At 74.5% G+C, this 19030-nt stretch carries 18 protein-coding genes; 10 read left to right on the top strand and 8 right to left on the bottom strand.

The window, feature by feature from the left end; translation table 11 throughout:
• Nucleotides 1–158 precede the first annotated feature (158 nt).
• From ABT014_RS30315 to ABT014_RS30330, 4 genes are all read right to left on the bottom strand, one after another.
• Nucleotides 159–605: a DUF5324 family protein gene (locus ABT014_RS30315; protein ID WP_350642442.1), complete on the bottom strand. Its 447-nt coding sequence runs from the start codon at nt 603–605 to the stop codon at nt 159–161.
• A gap of 63 nt (nt 606–668) precedes the next feature.
• A complete protein-coding gene (locus ABT014_RS30320; protein ID WP_350642443.1) occupies nt 669–839 on the bottom strand; it encodes a hydrophobic protein in 171 nt (56 codons plus the stop codon).
• A 130-nt stretch (nt 840–969) separates the two neighbouring features.
• Nucleotides 970–1308, bottom strand: a complete 339-nt coding sequence (locus ABT014_RS30325) for a transcriptional regulator (protein ID WP_350642444.1) — start codon at nt 1306–1308, stop codon at nt 970–972.
• Nucleotides 1305–1781 carry a hypothetical protein gene (locus ABT014_RS30330; RefSeq protein WP_350642445.1) on the bottom strand — a complete coding sequence of 159 codons (477 nt, stop codon included), beginning with the start codon at nt 1779–1781 and terminating at the stop codon, nt 1305–1307. The genes ABT014_RS30325 and ABT014_RS30330 overlap by 4 nt, the downstream gene beginning before the upstream one ends.
• Before the next feature lie 133 nt (nt 1782–1914).
• On the opposite strand from ABT014_RS30330, the gene ABT014_RS30335 reads away from it, so the two are divergent.
• The 5 genes from ABT014_RS30335 (at nt 1915) to bfr (ending at nt 6798) form a co-directional block, all read left to right on the top strand.
• Nucleotides 1915–2610, top strand: a complete 696-nt coding sequence (locus ABT014_RS30335) for a DUF2470 domain-containing protein (protein WP_350642487.1) — start codon at nt 1915–1917, stop codon at nt 2608–2610.
• A gap of 173 nt (nt 2611–2783) precedes the next feature.
• Nucleotides 2784–3947 carry an iron uptake system protein EfeO gene (efeO, locus tag ABT014_RS30340; protein ID WP_350642446.1) on the top strand — a complete coding sequence of 388 codons (1164 nt, stop codon included), beginning with the start codon at nt 2784–2786 and terminating at the stop codon, nt 3945–3947.
• 153 nt (nt 3948–4100) lie between these two features.
• The gene (gene efeB, locus ABT014_RS30345; RefSeq protein WP_350642488.1) at nt 4101–5330 is read left to right on the top strand and encodes an iron uptake transporter deferrochelatase/peroxidase subunit; all 1230 of its coding nucleotides are present in this window, start codon (nt 4101–4103) and stop codon (nt 5328–5330) included.
• An 18-nt stretch (nt 5331–5348) separates the two neighbouring features.
• Complete coding sequence (efeU, locus tag ABT014_RS30350) at nt 5349–6200, top strand: iron uptake transporter permease EfeU (protein WP_350642447.1); 852 nt, start codon at nt 5349–5351, stop codon at nt 6198–6200.
• Between the two features lie 118 nt (nt 6201–6318).
• Nucleotides 6319–6798 (top strand): bacterioferritin, encoded by a 480-nt coding sequence (gene bfr / locus ABT014_RS30355; RefSeq protein ID WP_350642448.1) that lies wholly within the window; start codon nt 6319–6321, stop codon nt 6796–6798.
• A 62-nt stretch (nt 6799–6860) separates the two neighbouring features.
• Here bfr and ABT014_RS30360 read toward each other — a convergent pair whose 3' ends face one another.
• Nucleotides 6861–7742 (bottom strand): SDR family NAD(P)-dependent oxidoreductase, encoded by an 882-nt coding sequence (locus ABT014_RS30360; RefSeq protein ID WP_350642449.1) that lies wholly within the window; start codon nt 7740–7742, stop codon nt 6861–6863.
• Between the two features lie 162 nt (nt 7743–7904).
• Entirely contained in the window at nt 7905–8483 is a 579-nt protein-coding gene (locus ABT014_RS30365) for a TetR/AcrR family transcriptional regulator (RefSeq protein WP_350642450.1), read from the bottom strand.
• A 132-nt stretch (nt 8484–8615) separates the two neighbouring features.
• Here ABT014_RS30365 and ABT014_RS30370 point away from each other — a divergent pair, with 132 nt between their 5' ends.
• The 4 genes from ABT014_RS30370 to ABT014_RS30385 all read left to right on the top strand — a co-directional run bounded on the left by ABT014_RS30370 (nt 8616) and on the right by ABT014_RS30385 (nt 11024).
• Nucleotides 8616–8876: a GlsB/YeaQ/YmgE family stress response membrane protein gene (locus ABT014_RS30370; protein ID WP_350642451.1), complete on the top strand. Its 261-nt coding sequence runs from the start codon at nt 8616–8618 to the stop codon at nt 8874–8876.
• 98 nt (nt 8877–8974) lie between these two features.
• Nucleotides 8975–9364 (top strand): STAS domain-containing protein, encoded by a 390-nt coding sequence (locus ABT014_RS30375; RefSeq protein ID WP_350642452.1) that lies wholly within the window; start codon nt 8975–8977, stop codon nt 9362–9364.
• A gap of 73 nt (nt 9365–9437) precedes the next feature.
• Nucleotides 9438–9908: an ATP-binding protein gene (locus tag ABT014_RS30380; RefSeq protein WP_350642453.1), complete on the top strand. Its 471-nt coding sequence runs from the start codon at nt 9438–9440 to the stop codon at nt 9906–9908.
• 96 nt (nt 9909–10004) lie between these two features.
• Complete coding sequence (locus ABT014_RS30385; RefSeq protein ID WP_350642454.1) at nt 10005–11024, top strand: cation diffusion facilitator family transporter; 1020 nt, start codon at nt 10005–10007, stop codon at nt 11022–11024.
• 445 nt (nt 11025–11469) lie between these two features.
• Here ABT014_RS30385 and ABT014_RS30390 read toward each other — a convergent pair whose 3' ends face one another.
• The gene (locus ABT014_RS30390; RefSeq protein WP_350642455.1) at nt 11470–11880 is read right to left on the bottom strand and encodes a hypothetical protein; all 411 of its coding nucleotides are present in this window, start codon (nt 11878–11880) and stop codon (nt 11470–11472) included.
• A gap of 317 nt (nt 11881–12197) precedes the next feature.
• Between ABT014_RS30390 and ABT014_RS30395 the strand changes: the two genes are divergently transcribed.
• The gene (locus ABT014_RS30395) at nt 12198–13295 is read left to right on the top strand and encodes a carboxylate-amine ligase (protein WP_350642456.1); all 1098 of its coding nucleotides are present in this window, start codon (nt 12198–12200) and stop codon (nt 13293–13295) included.
• A gap of 95 nt (nt 13296–13390) precedes the next feature.
• On the opposite strand, the gene ABT014_RS30400 is transcribed toward ABT014_RS30395, so the two are convergent.
• Nucleotides 13391–18907, bottom strand: coding sequence for a hypothetical protein (locus tag ABT014_RS30400; RefSeq protein ID WP_350642457.1), 5517 nt, complete (start codon nt 18905–18907; stop codon nt 13391–13393).
• Nucleotides 18908–19030 lie beyond the last annotated feature (123 nt).

Here is a 19030-nt window from a genome sequence, read left to right on the forward strand (position 1 = left end):
GTCCTCGTACTGGACGTACTTGGACGTTTCGCCGGTGCGTCCAGCCGGGATGCCCGGCGTCGCGCGCCCGGCGGGAATTGTCAGACAAGCCCTAGGCCCGCACGCCGGAGGCCGGCGCCGGGGATGGTCGCCCCGGCGCCGGCCTCCTCCGGGCGTCGTCAGACGCCGTCCGGAGCTTGCGGCGGCTCCTCGAAGAGTTCCTGGTAGCGGCTCTGTTCGCGCCACCAGCCCCAGGCGGTCACACCTGCCGCCACCAGCGCGGCCAGCGCCACCAGGGAGCCGGCCCGGCGCCGGCGCCGGTGCTTGCGGACCCGCTCGATCTCGGCGGCGTCGATCCGGCCCCGCAGCGCGGCCACCACTGCGGCACTGCGGCCGGGCACCGTACGGGAGGCGGAGACCGCGCCGCTGCGGGCCCGGTCGACGGCGTGGCCGGCGCCGGTGGCGAGCGCGTCGAGGTGCGGCGCGATCCGGTGCCAGGCCAGTTCGGCGCCGTGCACGGCCTGTTCGGCGCCGTGCACGGCCGCCACCCTGGTGCGGTCGAGGTCGGTGTCCAGGACCTCGCGCAGCTTCTCGGTGGCCCGGTGCGGTGCGGTGCTGCGGTTCACGTCAACCTCCAAGTGGGTTCGGCTCGTTCGGCCGCTCGGGCCGGGGTGCGCGGGTGGCCCGGCCTACCAGCGGTACCAGCGGTGGCGACCGCCGGAGGGGTGGGTGCCGCGGGCCACGAACCCGACCACCCAGACCACCAGGACGAGGATCGCCACCCACCAGAGGATCTTGACCGCGAAGCCCACCCCGAACAGGAGCAGTGCCAGCAGGAGCACGAGAAGAAGGGGAACCATGTCAGCCTCCGAAGTCACCGGCAGTGTCGACGCCCGCCTGCCCCGGATCGCGGAAGGCATGCACGACGGGGTCGGACGCCCACTCCGGCCGCGGCGTCAACTCCCCTGCGGACAGGGGCAGCGCGGGCGGTCAGGGCAGCGGATCCTGGCCGCCGTGCTCGATCCGGTGGATGAGGCGCTCGAGCTGGGCGACCTCCTCGCGCAGGGCGCGGTCGCCGGCCGGGGTGAGGGAGAGCCAGGTGCGGGCGAGCCTGCCCTCGTAGCCCTTCTCGACCTCGATCAGTCCGGCCCGCTCCAGCACGGCCAGGGGCTGGCTGAGATTCCCGGCCGTGAGCCCGAGCGCCGTGCGCAGGAACCCGAACTCGACCCGGCGTGCTTGGTGGGCGACGGTCAGGATGCCGAACCGGACGCGCTGGTGGACCACGTCGTCCAGGTCGACGGCCGGATGGGGATCGTCCCAGTCGGTCATGAGGCGTCGCGCCGACCGGCCCGCTCAGCCGGCAGGAAGGCCGAGCCGCCGAGCAGGAGCAGCACGCCGGGCACGCCGAAGCGCGGCAGGGCGGACCAGGGCGAGGTGGCGGGGATCCCGGTGAGCAGGTAGGGCCGGACCGGGGTTCCGACACCGCAGCCACGGGAGCGCCGGTGGTAGAATACCGCCGTCGCGGCGCAGGCGAGGGCGAGGCCGACGGGCCAGTAGAGCGGTGAGCCCTGGCTGACCATGGTGCAGCCGGTGCCCGGCGCGGGGTCGGCGGGCGGGCAGGGCACGGCGGCGACCTCGAAGGTGAGCCGGCCGACCAGGATCCCGCCCAGCGTGAGCAGACCGAGCAGCAGGAGGGGGAACCAGGCCCCGCTCTGCGCGACCCGGACGCGCCGGGTCAACTCGCCGAGGCTGGAGCGGACTTCACGGGGGGCGCCGGCGGCGGGCACCGATGCATCTGCCATACCGTCAGGCCTGCCTCACAAGCCTGTTGCGGCAAGAGACCGGCGCGCATTCCCGAGCCGTCGAGTTGGTTAGGGTAGCCTTACCTCACTGACCGGGTGGCCCGTCCGCCACCGCCCATCGTGGAGATCGAGGCTGCGCATGTCCCGCCCCCGCGCCCAGCGGCCCACCAGCGCCGAACGCGTCCTGTCCGTCCTGACCTCCGCCCACTCGATGACCGTCGTCAGCGACGGCGCGTCCGCCGAGGTGCGCCGCCTGGACGGCACCGGGGTGATCGGCCGGATCCACCTGCACGACCCCGTCCCGCCGTCGGCGCCGGGCCCGGCCGGACGGATCCCGGTCCGACTGGAGTTCACCGACGTGGCCCCGACCGCGGTACGCGACCGGGTGCGCGCCCGCGTCACCGTCACCGGGCTGCTGGCCGTGCCGTACGACCCCGGCGCGGAGAGCACCTGCATGGAGTTCGGACAGGCGGTCGTCGAGGACGCCGACGGCCGCGCGTACGTCACCCTGGACGAGCTCCAGCGCTCCGCCCCCGACCCGCTCGCCTGCTGCGAAGCCGGTCTGCTCACCCATCTGGTCGACGACCACCCCGAACTCGTCCCGCTCCTGCTGCGCCTGGTCACCCCGGGCGGCGGGCTGACCCGCGCGCTGCCGCTGGCCCTGGACCGGTACGGCCTGACGCTCCGGCTGGAGTACCCGCGCACCCACGCGGACGTCCGGCTGCCGTTCGCCACCCCCGTGGCCGGCGCCGACCAGGCCGGCCCGCAGATCCACGCCCTGCTGGCCAAGGCCCGCCGGCTCTCCCACCGCAACCGCCTGCCTGCCTGACCGCTCGATCGCCCCTGTGCGCGGGCCCGGTACGCGGGCCGTCCAGGTGACGGGGGCGGCCCGCCCGGCCGCGTGGCCGAGCCCCCGGGGCGGAACTAAGGTAAGGCTTGGCTGTTACGAAGTCGCCGCCGGCAGGCCCCGGTCGGCGGCGCCCCGTCGCACCCGGGAGCCCCATGCCGACCCCCCGCACCACCCCCGTCGCCGCCCTACCGCTCGCCGCGCTGCTGCTCGCGGCCGCCACCGGCTGTTCCAGCTCCTCGGGTGGCGGCACCTCCAGCGGCACGATCCAGGTCACCACGTCCGACGACGCCTGCCAGATCTCCACCGGCACCGTCCCCGCCGGTCAGGTCGAGCTGCGGATCAAGAACACCGGCTCCAAGGTGACCGAGGTGTACGTCTACGCGCCCGGCGACCGGATCGTCACCGAACGCGAGAACATCGGCCCCGGCACCAGCGCCACGCTCACCGCCGAGATCAAGCCCGGCTCGTACGAGATCGCCTGCAAGCCGGGCATGACCGGCAACGGCATCCGCCAGCAGCTCACCGTGACCGGCGGCTCCGGCTCGGCGGCCGCGGCGGCCGCCGACCCACGGCTGGACGCCGCGGTCGCCGGGTACCGCCAGTACGTGCAGGCGCAGGCCGACGCCACCATCCCCGTGGTGGAGCAGTTCGCCGCCGCGGTGAAGGCCGGGGACGTGGCGCAGGCCAAGGCCCTGTTCGCACCGTCCCGGGTCGGCTGGGAGCGCACCGAGCCGGTCGCCGAGAGCTTCGGCGACATCGACCCGAAGACCGACACCCGGGAGGACGGCGTCGAGGCCGGCCAGCAGTGGACCGGCTGGCACCGGCTGGAGAAGTCGCTCTGGGTGAACGGCACGATCAGCGACGAGGACCGCACCCTCGCCGACCAGCTGGTCACCGACCTGAAGGACTGGCAGACCCGGGTCGGGACCGCCGAGATCACCGCCACCAGCATGGCCAACGGGGCCAAGGAGCTGCTGGACGAGGTCGCCACCGGCAAGGTCACCGGCGAGGAGGACCGCTACAGCCACACCGACCTCTCCGACTTCGCCGCCAACGTCGAGGGCGCCAAGGAGGCGTACGACCTGCTCAAGCCGGTCGTCGCCGAGAAGGACCCGCAGCTGGTGCAGAGCCTGGACGCCGAATTCGCGCAGATCCAGGCCCTGCTCGCCAAGTACAAGCAGCCGGACGGCAGTTACACCCCGTACGACCAGGTCACCGAGGCGGAGCGGAAGACCTTCTCGGACTCGGTGAACGCGCTCGCCGAACCGCTCTCCCGGCTGGCCGCCGCCGTGGCCCCGGCCTCCCCGACCCCGTAGGGCGGTGGGCCCGTGCACCCCGAGGACCCGCAGGACCCGGCTCCCGCGCACCGGAGCGGTGAGCACGGCCGCACCGGCGACGACCGCAGCGGCCGCGGCGACACCGGCCACGGCGACACCCGCCACGGGTCACCGCGCGACCCGCGGACCGGGGTGAGCCGGCGCGCGGTGCTCGGGTGGGCCGGGGCCGGCGCCGCGGTGGGCGCGGCCGGCGCGGCCACCGTGGGGCTGGCGGCGCGCGAGGACCCGACGCCCGCCGGCCGGAGCGGCCTGGTGCCGTTCCACGGCGCGCACCAGGCGGGCATCGCCACCCCGGTCCAGGACCGGCTGCACTTCGCCGCCTTCGACATCACCACCGCCGACCGCGCCGCCCTGGTGCGGATGCTGCGCACCTGGACGGCGGCCGCCGCCGCGATGACCGCCGGCGACCAGGTCGGCTCCGGCGCCACCGGCGACCCGCAGGCGCCGCCCGGCGACACCGGCGAGGCGCTCGGGCTGCCGGCGTCCCGGCTCACCCTGACCGTCGGCTTCGGCCCGGGCCTGTTCACCCGCGACGGCGTCGACCGGTTCGGCCTGGCCGCCCTGCGGCCGGCGCCGCTGATCGACCTGCCCGCCTTCCCCGGCGACCGGCTGGACCCGGCCCGCAGCGGCGGCGACCTGTGCGTGCAGGCCTGCGCGGACGATCCCCAGGTCGCCGTGCACGCCGTCCGCAACCTGGCCCGGCTCGGTTTCGGGACCGCCTCGGTGCGCTGGTCGCAGCTGGGATTCGGCAAGACCTCCTCCACCACGCCGGAGGCGCAGACCCCGCGCAACCTGATGGGCTTCAAGGACGGCACCCGCAACATCGCCGGCACCGACACCGCCGCCCTGGAGCGGTACGTCTGGGTGGCGCCCGCCGACGGCCCGGCCTGGATGGACGGCGGCTCGTACCTGGTGGCGCGCCGGATCCGGATGCACATCGAGACCTGGGACCGCACCCCGCTCGGCGAGCAGGAGTCCATCTTCGGCCGGGCCAAGGGCGAAGGCGCCTCGTTCGGACGCACCCACGAGCACGACCCGCCGGACCTGGCCGCGATGCCCGAGGACGCCCACGTCCGGCTCGCCCATCCCGACTCCAACGACGGCGCGACGATCCTGCGCCGCGGCTACTCCTTCACCGACGGCACCGACGGCCTCGGCCGCCTCGACGCCGGCCTGTTCTTCCTCGCCTACCAGCGCGACACCCGCACCGGTTTCCTCCCCGTCCAGCAGCACCTGGCCGGCACCGAGGCGCTCGGCGAGTACCTCCAGCACGTCGCCTCCGCCCACTTCGCGTGCCCGCCGGGCGTGCGCGGGCCGGACGACTGGTGGGGCAGCACCCTGTTCGGCCCGACCGGGACCTGACCACCTCGAGGAGCGCGCGTGTTCGCCAACTACCTGATCGGCCTGCGCGAAGGGCTGGAGGCCAGCCTGATCGTCTGCATCCTGATCGCGTACCTGGTCAAGACCGGCCGGCGGGACAAGCTGCTCCCGGTCTGGACCGGGATCACCGCCGCGGTGCTGCTCTCGATGGCCTTCGGCGCGATCCTCCAGTACGGCTCCGCCCAGCTGTCCTTCGAGGCGCAGGAGGCGCTCGGCGGCACCCTGTCGATCATCGCGGTCGGCCTGGTCACCTGGATGGTCTTCTGGATGCGCCGCACCGCCCGCCACCTCAAGGCGGAGCTGCAGGGCAGGCTGGACGAGGCGATCGCGCTCGGCACCGTCGCGCTGGTCACCACCGCCTTCCTGGCGGTCGGCCGGGAGGGCCTGGAGACCGCGCTGTTCATCTGGAGCGCCGTGCAGGCCACCGGGGACGGCGTGCGGCCGCTGATCGGCGCCGCGCTCGGGCTGCTGACCGCCGTCGTGCTCGGCTGGCTGTTCTACCGCGGCGCGCTGAAGATCAACCTGGGCACCTTCTTCACCTGGACCGGCGCGCTGCTGATCGTCGTCGCGGCCGGGGTGCTCGCCTACGGAGTGCACGACCTCCAGGAGGCCGGCTGGCTGCCCGGCCTGCACAACCTGGCCTTCGACATCAGTTCCACCATCCCCAAGGACAGCTGGTACGGCACCCTGCTGAAGGGCGTCCTCAACTTCCAGCCGGACCCGACCGTGCTGCAACTCGTCGTCTGGGTCGCCTACCTGGTGCCGGTGCTGGTGCTCTTCCTGCGCCACCCGGCGCCGCGGCCCGCCGCCGCCGCGCAGCCGGCCGAGCACCGCGGCGGCCCGCGGCCCTGAACGGGTGCTGTGGCGGCAGCCACGCCGGTGCGCTCCAATGGGAGGTGCACGCCGCAGGCGCTCCCGGCCTGCCCGGAGCCGCACACCGGCCGCCGCGCCGGAGAGAGCGAGACGTCCGATGGACGGCGACGCCGAGGTCCTCGAGTACCTCAACGAGCAGCTCACCGCCGAGCTGACCGCGATCAACCAGTACTTCCTGCACGCCAAGATGCAGGAGCACCTCGGCTGGCCCAAGTTCGCCGCCCACACCCGGGCGGAGTCCTTCGACGAGATGCGGCACGCCGAGCTCCTCACCGACCGGATCCTGATGCTCGACGGACTGCCCAACTACCAGCGGCTGTTCCACGTGCAGATCGGCCAGACGGTCACCGAGATGCTCACGGTGGACCGCACCGTCGAGGTCGAGGCGATCGACCGGCTGCGCCGCGGCATCGCCGTGATGCGCGCCAAGAACGACGTCACCTCGGCCAACATCTTCGAGGCGATCCTCGCCGACGAGGAGGAGCACATCGACTACCTCGACACCCAGCTGGCCCTGGTGGAGAAGCTCGGCGAGCCGCTGTACATCGCGCAGCTCGTCGAGCAGCCCTCCTCCTGATCCCTCGCAGCGGGTGGCCGGGGCAGCGGGCCGCCCGCGCGGCCGGCCGGGGTGGCCGGTCGTCAGCGCAGCGGTGCGAGCGGTGCCAACTCCCGGCTGAGCCGCCGGACATCCTCGGCGATCCGGGGGTCGGTGCTGCCGCGCGGGGCCGGCACGGGGCGGCCCTCGGGCCCGATCAGCAGCCCGGTCCGGCCGTCGAGCGCCGGGTCGGTGGCCGCCAGGACGGACGGCCGGGCCGCCACCGACGCGGGGCCGGCGGTGGAGCGTTCGAACGTCCGGCGGACCAGCGGCCACATCAGCCGCAGCGCCGGCGAGACGATCTTCGGTGAGGTCATCGTGCCGTTGGTCATCTCGGTCGCGGCGCCGCCCGGGTCGGCGGCGAACACCGAGACGCCGGTGCCGCGCAGGCGCTCCGCCAGGTCCAAGGTGTAGGCGAGGTTGGCGAGTTTGGCCCGGCCGTACCAGTGGAAGCCGTAGTAGCCGCCGGACGGCTCGACGGCCCGGAAGTCGCGCTTGGCCAGCTGGACCGCGCCCGAGCTGACGTTGACGATCCGGCTCGGCCCGGCCGCCGTCAGCCCGTCGAGCAGCAACTCGGTGAGCAGGTACGGCGACAGGTGGTTGACCGCGAAGGTCGCCTCGATGCCGTCGACGGTCCGCCACAGCTCCGGGTACATCGCCCCGACGTTGTTCACCAGGACCTTCAGCGGTCCGTCGGCCGCCAGCCGGGCGGCCAGCGACCGGACCTGCCCGAGCGAGGCCAGATCGGCCTGGACGAACCGGGGTTCGGCACCGGTGGCGACCGACCCGATCCGCTCCAGCGCGCGGACCCCGCGCCCGGCGTCGCGGCCGACCACCGTCACGCCGAACCCGGCGGCCGCCAGCCCCACCGCGGTCTCCAGACCGATCCCCCCGGTCCCCGCCGTCACCACTGCCCGCTGATCCACAGCTCCGCCCTCCACGACTCCACGGCCAGAAACGGATTTCTATCCGTTTCGATGAGAGGACGGTAGCACAATCGGATAGCTATCCGTTTAGCTGTCGCGGGCGCCCCGGGACGGCGGAACCGCCGGGGGCACCGGCTCGGTGGGAGGGGCGATGCCGCGGCGTCAGCGCGGCGGGCGCAGGCCTTCCAGCAGCACACCGAGGTAGACCCCGGCGCGGGCGGAACCATCCGCGCCGGAGCGCACGGCGTGCTCGATCCCGCACAGCAGGCGGCGCACGTCGTCCGCCGCGATGTCGTGCCGGATCGCGCCCGTGCAGCGGGCCCGGTCGAGCAGCTCGGCAACGGCCCGGTCGTACTCGGCCTTCATCGCCGAGGTCCGTGCCTCGGCGTCGCTCGCGGACTCCAGCACGGCGGCGAACCCGGGATCGTGCAACGCCCGGTCGAGCGCGAACCGCAGCAGGCGGTGCAGACCCGCGAGGGCGTCCTCGTCGTCGGCCGCGGCCCGGGCCTCGGCGAGCAGCTCCTGGAACCGCTCGGCCGACAGAGCCTCGCGCAGCGCGTGGCGGTTGGGGAAGTGCCGGTAGACCGTGCCCACGCCCACGCCGGCGAGCCGGGCGATGGCGTTCAGCTGGAGCGAGTCGTCGCCGAGCGCGAGTTGCTCGCGGGCGACCTGCAACACCCGGGCGCGGTTGCGGGCGGCGTCCGCGCGCAGTCCCGTCCCCTGCTCGGCCTTCGGTGTCACGGGGCCAGCATAACGGCCCCGCCCCCGGCCCCGGCGGGCGCCCGGGACCGTACGTGCGTGCGCCGCGCGAACGCGGGCATGCGAGGGGAGCCCCCGGACAGCCCGCGGGGCCGAACGGACGGAAGGACTGCCATGACCATCCTGTGGGCCATCCTCGCGGGCCTGGTGATCGGCCTGCTCGCGAAGCTGCTGCTGCCCGGCCGTCAGGCCGTCCCGCTCTGGCTGACCATCGTGCTGGGCATCGTCGGCGGCCTGATCGGCAACGCCCTGGCCGGCGTGCTCGGCGTGCGCGACACCGGCGGCATCGACTGGATCCGCCACCTGCTCCAGGTCGGCGCCGCCGCCGTGCTGATCGGCCTGGTCAGCCCCGCCTGGTCGCGCCGCGGCCGCTGACCCCGCAGCCCGAGGGGGCGCGCCCCGGCCGTACCCTTCCGTTCCGCCCCTCCCCCGCCCTATCGTCGGCGTTGACCGAGGGCGGTACGGAGGAGCCGATGTCCGAGGACGGATACGAGACGGGGCGCCACGGCGCCACCACCCCGGGGCGGTTGACCGCCCGCCAGGAACGGCGCGGCCGTACCGTCCTGGTCGCCCTGGCCGGCGAACTCGACCTGGACACCCTGGCCCCGGCCGACGAGGTGCTCGGCCAGGCCCTCGCGGCCGGCCCGGCCCGGGTGGTGGTGGACCTGGCCGAGGTCACCTTCTGCGACTCCTCCGGGCTCAACCTGCTGCTGCGCACCAGGCTCGCCGCCCTGGAGGCGAACGTCGAGCTCCGGCTGGCCGCCACGCCCGGCGGCCAGTTCGGCCGCCTGCTGGAACTCACCGGAGCCGGTGCCGTGTTCTCCGTGCACGGCTCGCTCCCCGACGCCCTCTCCGAGACGTGAACGGCGACCGGGCCCGGGGAGCGGCACCCGCCGCCGGCCGACCATGCGCGAACGACCGTGCCGGGGTGACCGGATGACCAGCGCCCACAACGGGGCCGGGGCCGTCGAGCGGCCCCGGTTCGAGCTGCCCGCCGCCGGGCAGCGGCGGATCCTCCGCCTGGCCGGGTTGCCCCGGCAGGTCGTGCTCGGGCGGGACTTCGCCCGCACGGCCCTGACCGACTGGGGGTGGCCCGGTGACGAAGCCGTGGCGGACCTGCTCCTGGTGGTCTCCGAGCTGGTGGCCAACGCGCGGCTGCACGCCGGCGGGGCGCTCCAGCTCGGCCTGCACCTGTCGCCGTCGCGGCTGCGGATCGAGGTGACCGACCCGGCCGCCGCCCCGCCGGTGCTCGGCCTCCCGCACCTGCCCGGCCTGCCGGGCGGCCACGGGCTGCACATCGTCCGGCGGCTCGTGGACACGTGGGGGGTCACCCCGCACGAGCAGGGCAAGACCGTCTGGGCCGAGATCCGGGTGCCGGAGCCGGAGGCCGAGCGGCCCGGCGGCTGAGGAGCCCCCGCAGCGGGGCGGGGCGGGGCGTCGGCGGGCCGTATCGTTCGCCCGCGCGGGCCGTTTGGCCGGGCGCGCGACGGGCAGGCGAGCCGCATGACGCCGCAGCAGGCCACGGGCCGATCCGACAACGTCCCGGACATCGCCTCCCGGCGAGCCGTCGAGGGCCAGTCCGAGAGCACCCGCACGGTGCTGATCGCCACCGCCGCCAACCTGGTGATCGCGGTGGCGAAGCTCTTCGTCGGCCTGATCGGCGGCTCCGCCGCGATGCTCTCCGAGGCCGCCCACTCGGTCGCCGACACCGTCACCGAACTGCTGCTGCTGACCGCGCTGCGCCGGTCCGACCGGCCCGCCGACGAGGACCACCCGTTCGGCTACGGCCACGAGGCGTACTTCTGGGCCTTCCTCGCCGCCCTGGCCACCTTCCTGGCCGGGGCGCTGGTCTCGGTCGTGCACGGCGTGCAGGAGATCACCGGCGGCGAGGAGCCGGGGCACTACCCGCTCTCGTACGCCGTGCTGGCCCTGGCCGCCGTCTGCGAAGGGATCTCCTGGCGGCAGGCGGCGAAGCAGGTCCGCAGCGAGGCGGCCCGCTGGCGGGTGTCCTCGCTGCGGCTGCTGCGGGTCACGCCCGACACCACGGTCAAGGCCGTCGCCCTGGAGGACTCCGCCGCGCTGGTCGGCCTGGCGATCGCGGCGGGCGGCCTGGCCGGCTCCCAGCTGACCGGCTCGGCCGTCTGGGACGGGCTCGCGTCCGTGCTGATCGGCGTCCTGCTGGCGGTGGTGGCCGTGGTGCTGACTCGGTCCAACAAGTCGCTGCTGATCGGCCAGGCGGTGCCGCCCGCGATGCGGGAGGCGCTGCGCGCGGAACTCCAGGCGCTGCCCGAGACCGCCCGGGTGCTCACCCTGTTCACCATGGTGCTGGGGCCGCGCGAGGTCCTGCTCGCGGCCCGGGTGGACTTCCACGACGAGCACGGCTCGGCCGCCGTCGAGGCGGCCTGCGACACGGCGGAACGCCGGATCCGCGAACGCTTCCCCACCGTCTGCCAGGTCTTCATCGACCCCACCCCGCCGTGGTCGCGCGCCGCGGGCGGCGCCGGGCCGCCGGCGGACAGCTGATCCGGTCCGGTGATCCGACCCGGTGATCCGGGCCGGGCGGGTCCCGATACGACGGCGCCCGGCGCGGGGTTCGCGCCGGGCGCCGGGTGTCGTCGGGCCGCTCTGTCGTTCTCTCGTTCTTCCGTCGTTCCGCCGCCGGGTTCAGGAGGCCGGCAGCGCCGGTTCCGGACCGGGCAGCGGGGCCGGCGGCACGGGCGGCCAGGGCTCGGGCTCCGGCGGTGCGGGCACGGGCGGCTCCGGAGCGGGCGGCACCGGGTCGGGGCCGCCCGGACCGGGTCCCGGGCCGGGCAGTGGGCCCGGCCCGGGGCCACCGGGGCCGGGGGCGGGCGTCGGGTTCGGCGGTACGGGCTCGCCGGGACGGCTCATCGTCAACGCTCCTGTCGGTGCGGGCCGGGGTACGGCCGGTGTGCGTCCGGGGGCTGCGTCCGGAGTGTGCGTCCGGGGTTCAGCGACGGCGCCGCAGGACGGCCCAGGCGACCAGCGCGCCCGCCGTCGCCCCCACGGCGATCAGGTACGGGCTCCGCCGGGCCGGCGGCACGGCCGCCCGCCAGTCCTCCTCCACGGCCTCGGGGCCGCTGCGGACCCGCTCGGCGGCGTGCCGGACCTTGTCCAGACCGGCGTCGCCTGCGTGCGCGGCGGCGGCCGTCGCCCGGTGCACCGAGTCGCGGGCCCGGTCCAGCAGGGAGTGCTCGTCGTCGGCGGGCCGGGCCTGCCCGACGCCCAGCAGGTCCTGCGCGGCCAGGGCGTCCCCGAGCAGCACCTCCGGGTCGTCCGGTACGGGGGTGCCGAGCCCCGGGTGCGCGGCGGTGCCGCTCGCCTCGGAGGTGCCGTGGCGGTCGTCGTCTTCGGGTTTCATCGCTACCAGCCTTCGGTCGGTGCGGGACGGGCGGTTCGGGCGCGGTGCGCTCGCACACGGCGCCGCCGCTCGCCTTGCCCCGGAACGCCGCCACAAACCCGTCCGCGCGGGCGGGTTTGATCCCGGCGACAGCGGTGAGACGAGGGTTCGAGGCCGATCCCATCCCCCCGGGTCCCGGCCTCGGCAGCCGGCTCCCGGGCCTGACGACGACCGACGGCCCGGGGGCGGCGCTGCCCCAGCCCGCCGACCGCCCCCGTCGTGCCGGCCGGCCCGCGCACCGGTGGATTCGCCCGGCGGCGCAGGGGTAGTCGAAGCCCATGCTGACCTTCGGAGTCGAGGAAGAGTACCTGCTGATCGACCCTGACACCGGCGTGCCCGTACCGCGCGCCGAGGAGGTCCTGCTGGCCGCCGGACTGCGCCCGGCGCTGCAGCCGAGCGAGGCCCAGCACGAACTGCTGCAGGTGCAGCTGGAGGTCGCCACCCCGGTCTGCGAGGACCTCGCCGCCGGCGCCCGGCACCTGCGCCGGATGCGGGCGGCGCTGAACGCCTCCGCCGCCCAGTGGGGCTGCCGGATCGTCGCGGTCGGCGGTGCGCCGTTCGCCGCCGACGGCCCCGTCCCGGTCACCGACCGCGACCGCTACCGCAGCGCCCACGCGCAGGCCCCGCAGCTGGTCGACGACCTGATGCTGAACGGGATGCACGTGCACGTCGGGGTGGCGGACGAGGACGAGCGGGTGGCCGCGCTCGACCGGATCCGCCCCTGGCTCCCGGTGCTGGTGGCGCTGGCCGGCAACTCGCCGCTGTGGCGCGGCGCCGACACCGAGTTCGCCAGCTGGCGCACCATCCACTTCGACCGCTGGCCGGTCAGCGGCCCGCAGCCGTCCTTCCGGGACGCCGCGGACTACCACCGCCGGGTGCGCGACCTGCTGGCGGCCGGGACGATCCGCGACGCCGGACAGCTCTACTGGATGGCCCGGCTCTCCGAGCGGTACCCGACCATCGAGGTGCGCGCCCCCGACGTGCAGTTGACGGTGGCCGACGCCGAGCTGTTCGCCGGGCTGATCCGCGGTCTGGTCGCCTCCGCCCTGCTCGCCGAACGCCGCGGCGATCCGCGCCCCGACCGGCCCGAGGAGCTGCTGCGGGCCGCCGTCTGGCACGCCGCGCACGACGGCCTGTCCGCGCGGCTGGTCTCCGCCCTGGACGGTGCCGCCCGGCCGGCCGCCGCCGTGCTGGACGAGTTCCGGGAGTACCTCGCCCCCGGGCTGGAGTTCACCGGCGGCACCGCCGCGGTCGACCGGCTGTGGCAGGAGTTCCTCGCCGCCGGCACCGGCGCCGACCGCCAGCGCCGCTGGTTCCGCGAGTCCGGGCAGGAGGGCCCGACCAAGCACCTGCTGGACTGCACCGTCGCCGGCTGACCGGCGCGGCACCCGACCGCGGTGGGCCGGGTGCCGCAGCGGTTCACCGATCGCCGTCCGACCCGGGGCAGGGCTCCCGGGTCGGACGAGCGGGCTCAGAACAACAGGTCGTCGAGGTCGATGTCGACGGACTCCTGGTCGCTCTCCTCGGCGTCGGCGGTCTGCTGCTGGGCGGGCGGCTGCTGCACCGGAGGTGCGGCGGCCTGGGCCGCGCGGGCGCGGCGGGCCTCCTCCAGCTGGGCCTGGACCCGCTCCTGCTCCAGCCGGCGCCGCTCCTCCTGCTGCCGGCGCCGCTCGGCCGCCTCCTTGGCCAGCCGATCCCGCTCGGGCTTGTCCCGGCGCTCGGTCAGCGCCTCCTCGGCCGTCCGCTGGACGCTCTCCTCGGTGAGGACGTGCGGGTCGTCCATGTGCAGCACGCCCATCAGCAGCTGGTCCTGCCGCCAGTCCCTGGCCCGCCCGGCGACCTCTGCGGTGTAGGCGCTGACCGCGGACTGCGGGTCGCGGTAGCCGCGCAGCACCTGGGCGATGGCCTGCACGCCCTCCTCCCTCGGCGCGTTGGAGAGGTGCCCCAGATCGGCGACGACCTCGGCCCGGTAGAAGTCCTCGACCGACTTGACCTGCTCGAACAGCGTGTCGAAGTTCTCGCGGACCTTCTCCGGGTGGCCGAGGTTGATCGACGGGGTGACGTTGGTGCGCAGCATCTGCCCCTCCCAGTGGCTGCGGTCCATGTTCAGCCGGAGCGCCTTGGCGTCGTCCTCGTTCAGGCCCCGGGAGAGGATCTCGTAGACCTTGTCCAGCCCCTCCTTCACCTCGACGGAGTCGGGGTCGCGGGTGCGGTCCTCGTTGCGGGTCATCGCCCGGCCGAAGTCCTGGAGCTTGTCGACGGGCATCTCGAACTTCTCCGCCCCGGCGTGGTGGTCGGCCTCCTTGCGCCAGCCGTCCAGGATGTCCCGGCCCCAGACGACCCGGCCGAGCTGGTTGTGCGCGGGCGAGTCCTTGGCGGCGTCGGACCACTCCGTGCCGGAGTTCATGCCTTCGGTCGCGCGCTTGAGGTCCTCGTTGACCGTCAGGGCGTTCGACGAGCGGGTCAGCACGTCGGCGTCGCCGCGGGCCCGGTCGGCGGCGTCGCGCAGGGTCTTGGCCACCGCTGGGTCCTCCTGTCGCGCGGCCAGCTCGTCGACGTCGCGGGCCGCCGCGTGCAGCGCGTCGGCGGCGTTGCGGTAGTCCGCCTCGGTGGGCGGCTCCGTGCGCGAGGTGGCCTTGTCCCAGGCTTCGTGGGCCCTGGACAGGTCCGGAATCGCCCCGTGCTCACCCAGGGCGTTCGCCACCCGGGCGTGCAGCAGGTCTGCCGCCGCGGGCTCGTGGATGCCCGGGTAGGGCGTCGTCGAGACGTTCGGCGAGAGGTACGGGCGTCCGGTCAGCTGGCTGGCGTTGGTGGTGTTGGCGCCCTCCTGGATCGCGGGCAGGTCGCCGAGCTGGAAGAGCTTCTCGAAGTTCGCCTGGGTGGTCCCGCTGCTGCGGACGAGCAGCACCTCGCCGTCCTTGAGCCCGGACAGCAGCCTGGACACGTCCTCCGGGCTGGTCGCGTCGAGATCGGCCCGCTTCAACCACTCGGGCTCGAACCGCGGCGCGTGCCCGATCTCGCGTCCGGCGACCTCCAGCATCACCGCCGGCTTGCCGTACGTCTTCACCCCGTCGACCTGCTGCGAGCCCGACTCGCGGATCGCCGCGGCCAGGTACTCCGGCCCGCTGGCGCGCAGCCGGTCGTCCATCCGGGCGAGGCCGTAGACCGGCATCACATCGACCTTGCCGCCGGCGACCGAGTCGGCGATCGACTGCAGCTTGGGGTCGTCGGGGAACGAGACCCGCTCCGGCACCGGGATGTGGAACTGGTACACGCCGTGGCCCGCGCTGACCCCGCCGTCGATGTGGTGGGCCTTGTACTCGGACACGCCGCCCTCCCCCTCGACGCGCTCGTAGACCGCGCGGGGGTGCGACCAGGCGTACGGCGTGAGCACCAGCGCCTTGTCCGCGCCGGTGAACGACAGCAGGGCGTGGGCCGAGTCCGGGTTGGCGTCCAGGCCGTCGCTGGCCGCGACGAACGTCGGCCCGCGGTTCAGGTTCGGGCGCACCGGCTCGGCGTACTTCGCGTCGGGGTCGAGCTCCTCGTTCACGTACACCGGGTCGTTGACCCGGAGTTCCTCGGTGTCGAGCATCCGCTCCAGCCGGCCCCGCACGCTCTGCGGCGCGACCATCTGGATCTCACCCTGGTAGCCGAGCTCGCGCAGCGAGCGGACCAGCGTGACGGCCGCCGCCTGGTGGCCGGAGCCCGGGCCGGACTCGACCACGACAGTGACCGACTCGTGCTGGTTGAGCTTCCCGAAGACCTCCTTGCGCGCGTCGACCTCCTGCTGCGAGGGCCGCTCGCCGCCGCGACGCTCGCCGATCACGTCGAGCATGTCGTTGCCGTGGGCGGAATTCGCGCGGCCCAGGCCCCAGAGGGCGTGCTCCGGGATCTCCTTGCCGAGCGCGTGCACCGCGCCGGTGCCGTTCTCGTTCACCCAGTGTTCGAGCGCCGTCACGTTGCCGCTGCGGGCGTCGCGGACGAGGGTGTGCAGCTCGGCGTCCGACTTGTCCGCGCCGAGGCCGAGTTCACGCCGGAGCTGGTCCGCGCGGGCCTCCGGGGAGGCCAGCGGGGTGCGGTCGGGGTTCCAGCTGCGCGGGGCGCCGGCGCCCGGGTCCGCCGGGTGGTGGTCCGAGGCGTCGGAGTCGCGGGAGCTGATGCTCTCGCTGTCCGAGGAGTGGTCGGAGGCGTGGTCCGAGCTGTGGTCCGAGCTGTGGTCCGAGTCCGACTGGTCGGACGGGTCGCGGAACGGGTCCCGGTGCGAACTCGTCGAACTCTCTTGGGAGTCCTGCGAGTCGCGGGAGCTGATGCTCTCGCTGTCCGAACTGCGGTCCGAACCGGAGTGGTCCGAGGGGTCGCGGAACGGGTCGGCCGGGTCGCGGTGCGAGCCGACGCTCTCCACCGGGGAGTACAGGCTGTCGGAGTCGCTGCTGTGGCCGCTGTGACTGCTCGCCGAGCCCGACGGGTTCGTGGTGGTCGGCGGGGCGGGCGGCGGGGGCGGCACGTCCAGGTGCGGTGCGCGCTGCTCGGACCGGACCGGCGGCACCGGCGGAGCGGGCGGCGGGGGCGGGGGCGCCTGGGTGTGCGGGGACACCGGATCCGCGAACGGGTCCGCCGGGTCGCGGTGCGAGCCCTGCGAACTCTGCGAACCGCGCGAGCTGACGCTTCCGGCGTCGGACTCGGTGTCGGAGTGGTCCGACGGATCCCGGAACGGGTCGGCCGGGTCGCGGTGCGAACTCGCCGAACTGTCCCAGGAGTCGCGGGAACTGACGCTGCCGGCATCGGACTCGGTGTCCGAGTGGTCCGAGTGGTCGGACGGGTCGCGGAACGGGTCCGCCGGATCGCGGTGCGACCCCTGCGAACTCACGCTCTCCGCCGGGGAGTGCGGGCTGCCGGTGGCGCTGCTCGCCGACGACGGGACGTGACCGGTCACCGTCGGCGCGGAGGTGACGATCGGCGTCGGCGGCACCGGGCGGGTGGGCGCGGGCGGCGCCGGACGGGTCGGCGCCGCAGGCTGCGGCGTCGTCGTGGTCGAGCCGGCGTTCGCGTTGGCGTTGCGCAGCGCGTCGTTCGCGTTGACCGGGTTGGCCTGGATCGGCGTCGGGTTCGGACCGTACAGGCGCTCCAGGAGCGGGAGCAGGTCGGGCTCGTTGGCCCGGACCCAGTCGGCGCCGTTGTTCCGGGGTTCACCGGTGTACGGGTCGGTGCCGTGGTTGGTGCCGAGGTAGGCGTTGGTGACCTGGGCGAAGTACTCCTGCTCGTCGCGGGACGCGTAGTTGTCGCCCTTCTGCCCGTCCGGGCGGCGCGGGCCGTCCGTCCACTGCACCGGGCTGTCCTCGCCGAAGGTGCGGGCGAGGTGGTCCGCGTCGATCTTGGCCTGGTACGCGTCCGTGATCAGCTGGCGGTCCGCCGGACCGAGGGCCTCGCGGTGAATGGTGTGGGCGAACTCGTGCGTCGTGGTCGAGTAGCCGTCGTCGTAGTGCGAGAGCCCGCCGATCGAGGTGTGCTCCCCGAGCAGGTTCTCCTCGGTGACGGCCGCCCGACGGGCACCCGACCCGCGGACGTCCTCCCACGAGCGGCCCGAGCCCGCGTCGCCCGCAGCCTGGGTGCCGCGCAGCGAACGGTACGGCGCGGAGTCCGTCATCGGGGTGTCCTTCGGCACCACGTACATGCCCGCACCCTTCTTCAGCAGGGTCGAGGCCACCTCCGGGTCGTGCAGCATCTGGGCCAGCTGTGCCTCCGCCTCCCGGCGCGCCGGGTCGGCGCCACCGACCCGCGGGTCGACGTCCAGCATCAGGCGAGCCGCTGTGCGCGCGAACTCCTGCGGCGGCAGCGAGCTGCGCAGACCGTCCACCAGCGGCCCGTGGGATGCGAGCCAACGTCGGTACTCGGGACGGAGGTTGCCCAGCGCATCCAGCCGGTCGTGCTCGCTCATCGCCCGCACGTCGGCGACCAGGCGGTCGGCGTTCGGCGGCTGGGTCGCCTGGAACCGCTGCTCGCGCCCGATGTCCGTGATCGTCTGGCTGACCCGGCCGTCGTTGGACGAGTTGAGGGCGCCCAGCTCGGCCTCCCGCTCCAGCCGGCGCTGCTCGAAGATGTCCGGACGCGGGGCGGAGCCGGAGGTGTGGGGCTGGTTCTGGCCCGGGGTGTGGGGCTGCTGCTGGGTGTGGGCGGCGGGCTGGTTGTGGGCAGCGGGCTGGTTGTGAGCGGCGGGCTGGGCCGGGGTGTGGCTCGGGCCGCCGGTGCCGCCGCGGGCCACCGGGCCGAGGCCGGAACCCGTGGACGTCGAGGTGGACGGCTGCCCCGTCGCCGGGCGCACCGGACCGAGCCCGTTGTGCGCGGACGCGGGGGCCGGCGTCGTGGTCGACGACGAGGCGGCCGAGGACGAGGTGGAGGCGTGCGAGGTGGAGGCGTGGGACGGGTTGTTGGTCGGGGTGCTGGCCGGCGGGGGCGGCGGCGGGGCGGGGGTGCTCCGGCTTCCGGAACCGTTGCCGGCCGCCTTCGCCGCAGCTGCCTCCGCCTTGCGGCGCTCCTTCTCGGCCTTCAACTCGGCGATCTGCTCCGGCGTCGGCTTCGGCTTGGACGCGCGCTCCGGACGCGGCGTCGGCTCACTGCCCAGCCGGTTGGAGATCTCGTTCAACCGCTCCAACTGCTCCGGCGTGAACCGGTCCGACGAATGCTTCGTCACCTCCGCGACCACATCGGCCAACTTGCCGATGGCCGGGCCCATGTTGTCCCGGTTGGTCCGCAGATCGTCCAGCGCCTGGTGATCCAACTTCGAATGCAGCGTCAGCACGTCCAGCGCATCCCGGACCCGCTTCTCACGCAGCTGCGCCACCGTGACGTTGCTGTCCTGCTTGCGCATCGCCAACGCGGAAATCTTGTCACCGAGCAGATCGGTCGTGGCCACCACCTTCAACGGCACCGTCTCGCCCGTCGGCGTCCGGCCATCCACGACCACCTGCATCTGGTGCTCCTGCGAACGCACCGGAGCCAGCGTGATACTCGCGTCCAGACCACCGAACTTACCGTTCACCGTCGTCGACTGATCACGCCGACCCGGCACCACGTGCCCGTCCGTCAACACATTGTCCGCCAGATGCTGCAGCAC

It is taken from the genome of Kitasatospora sp. NPDC094015, from assembly GCF_040304075.1.
Taxonomy (GTDB): Bacteria; Actinomycetota; Actinomycetes; order Streptomycetales; family Streptomycetaceae; genus Kitasatospora.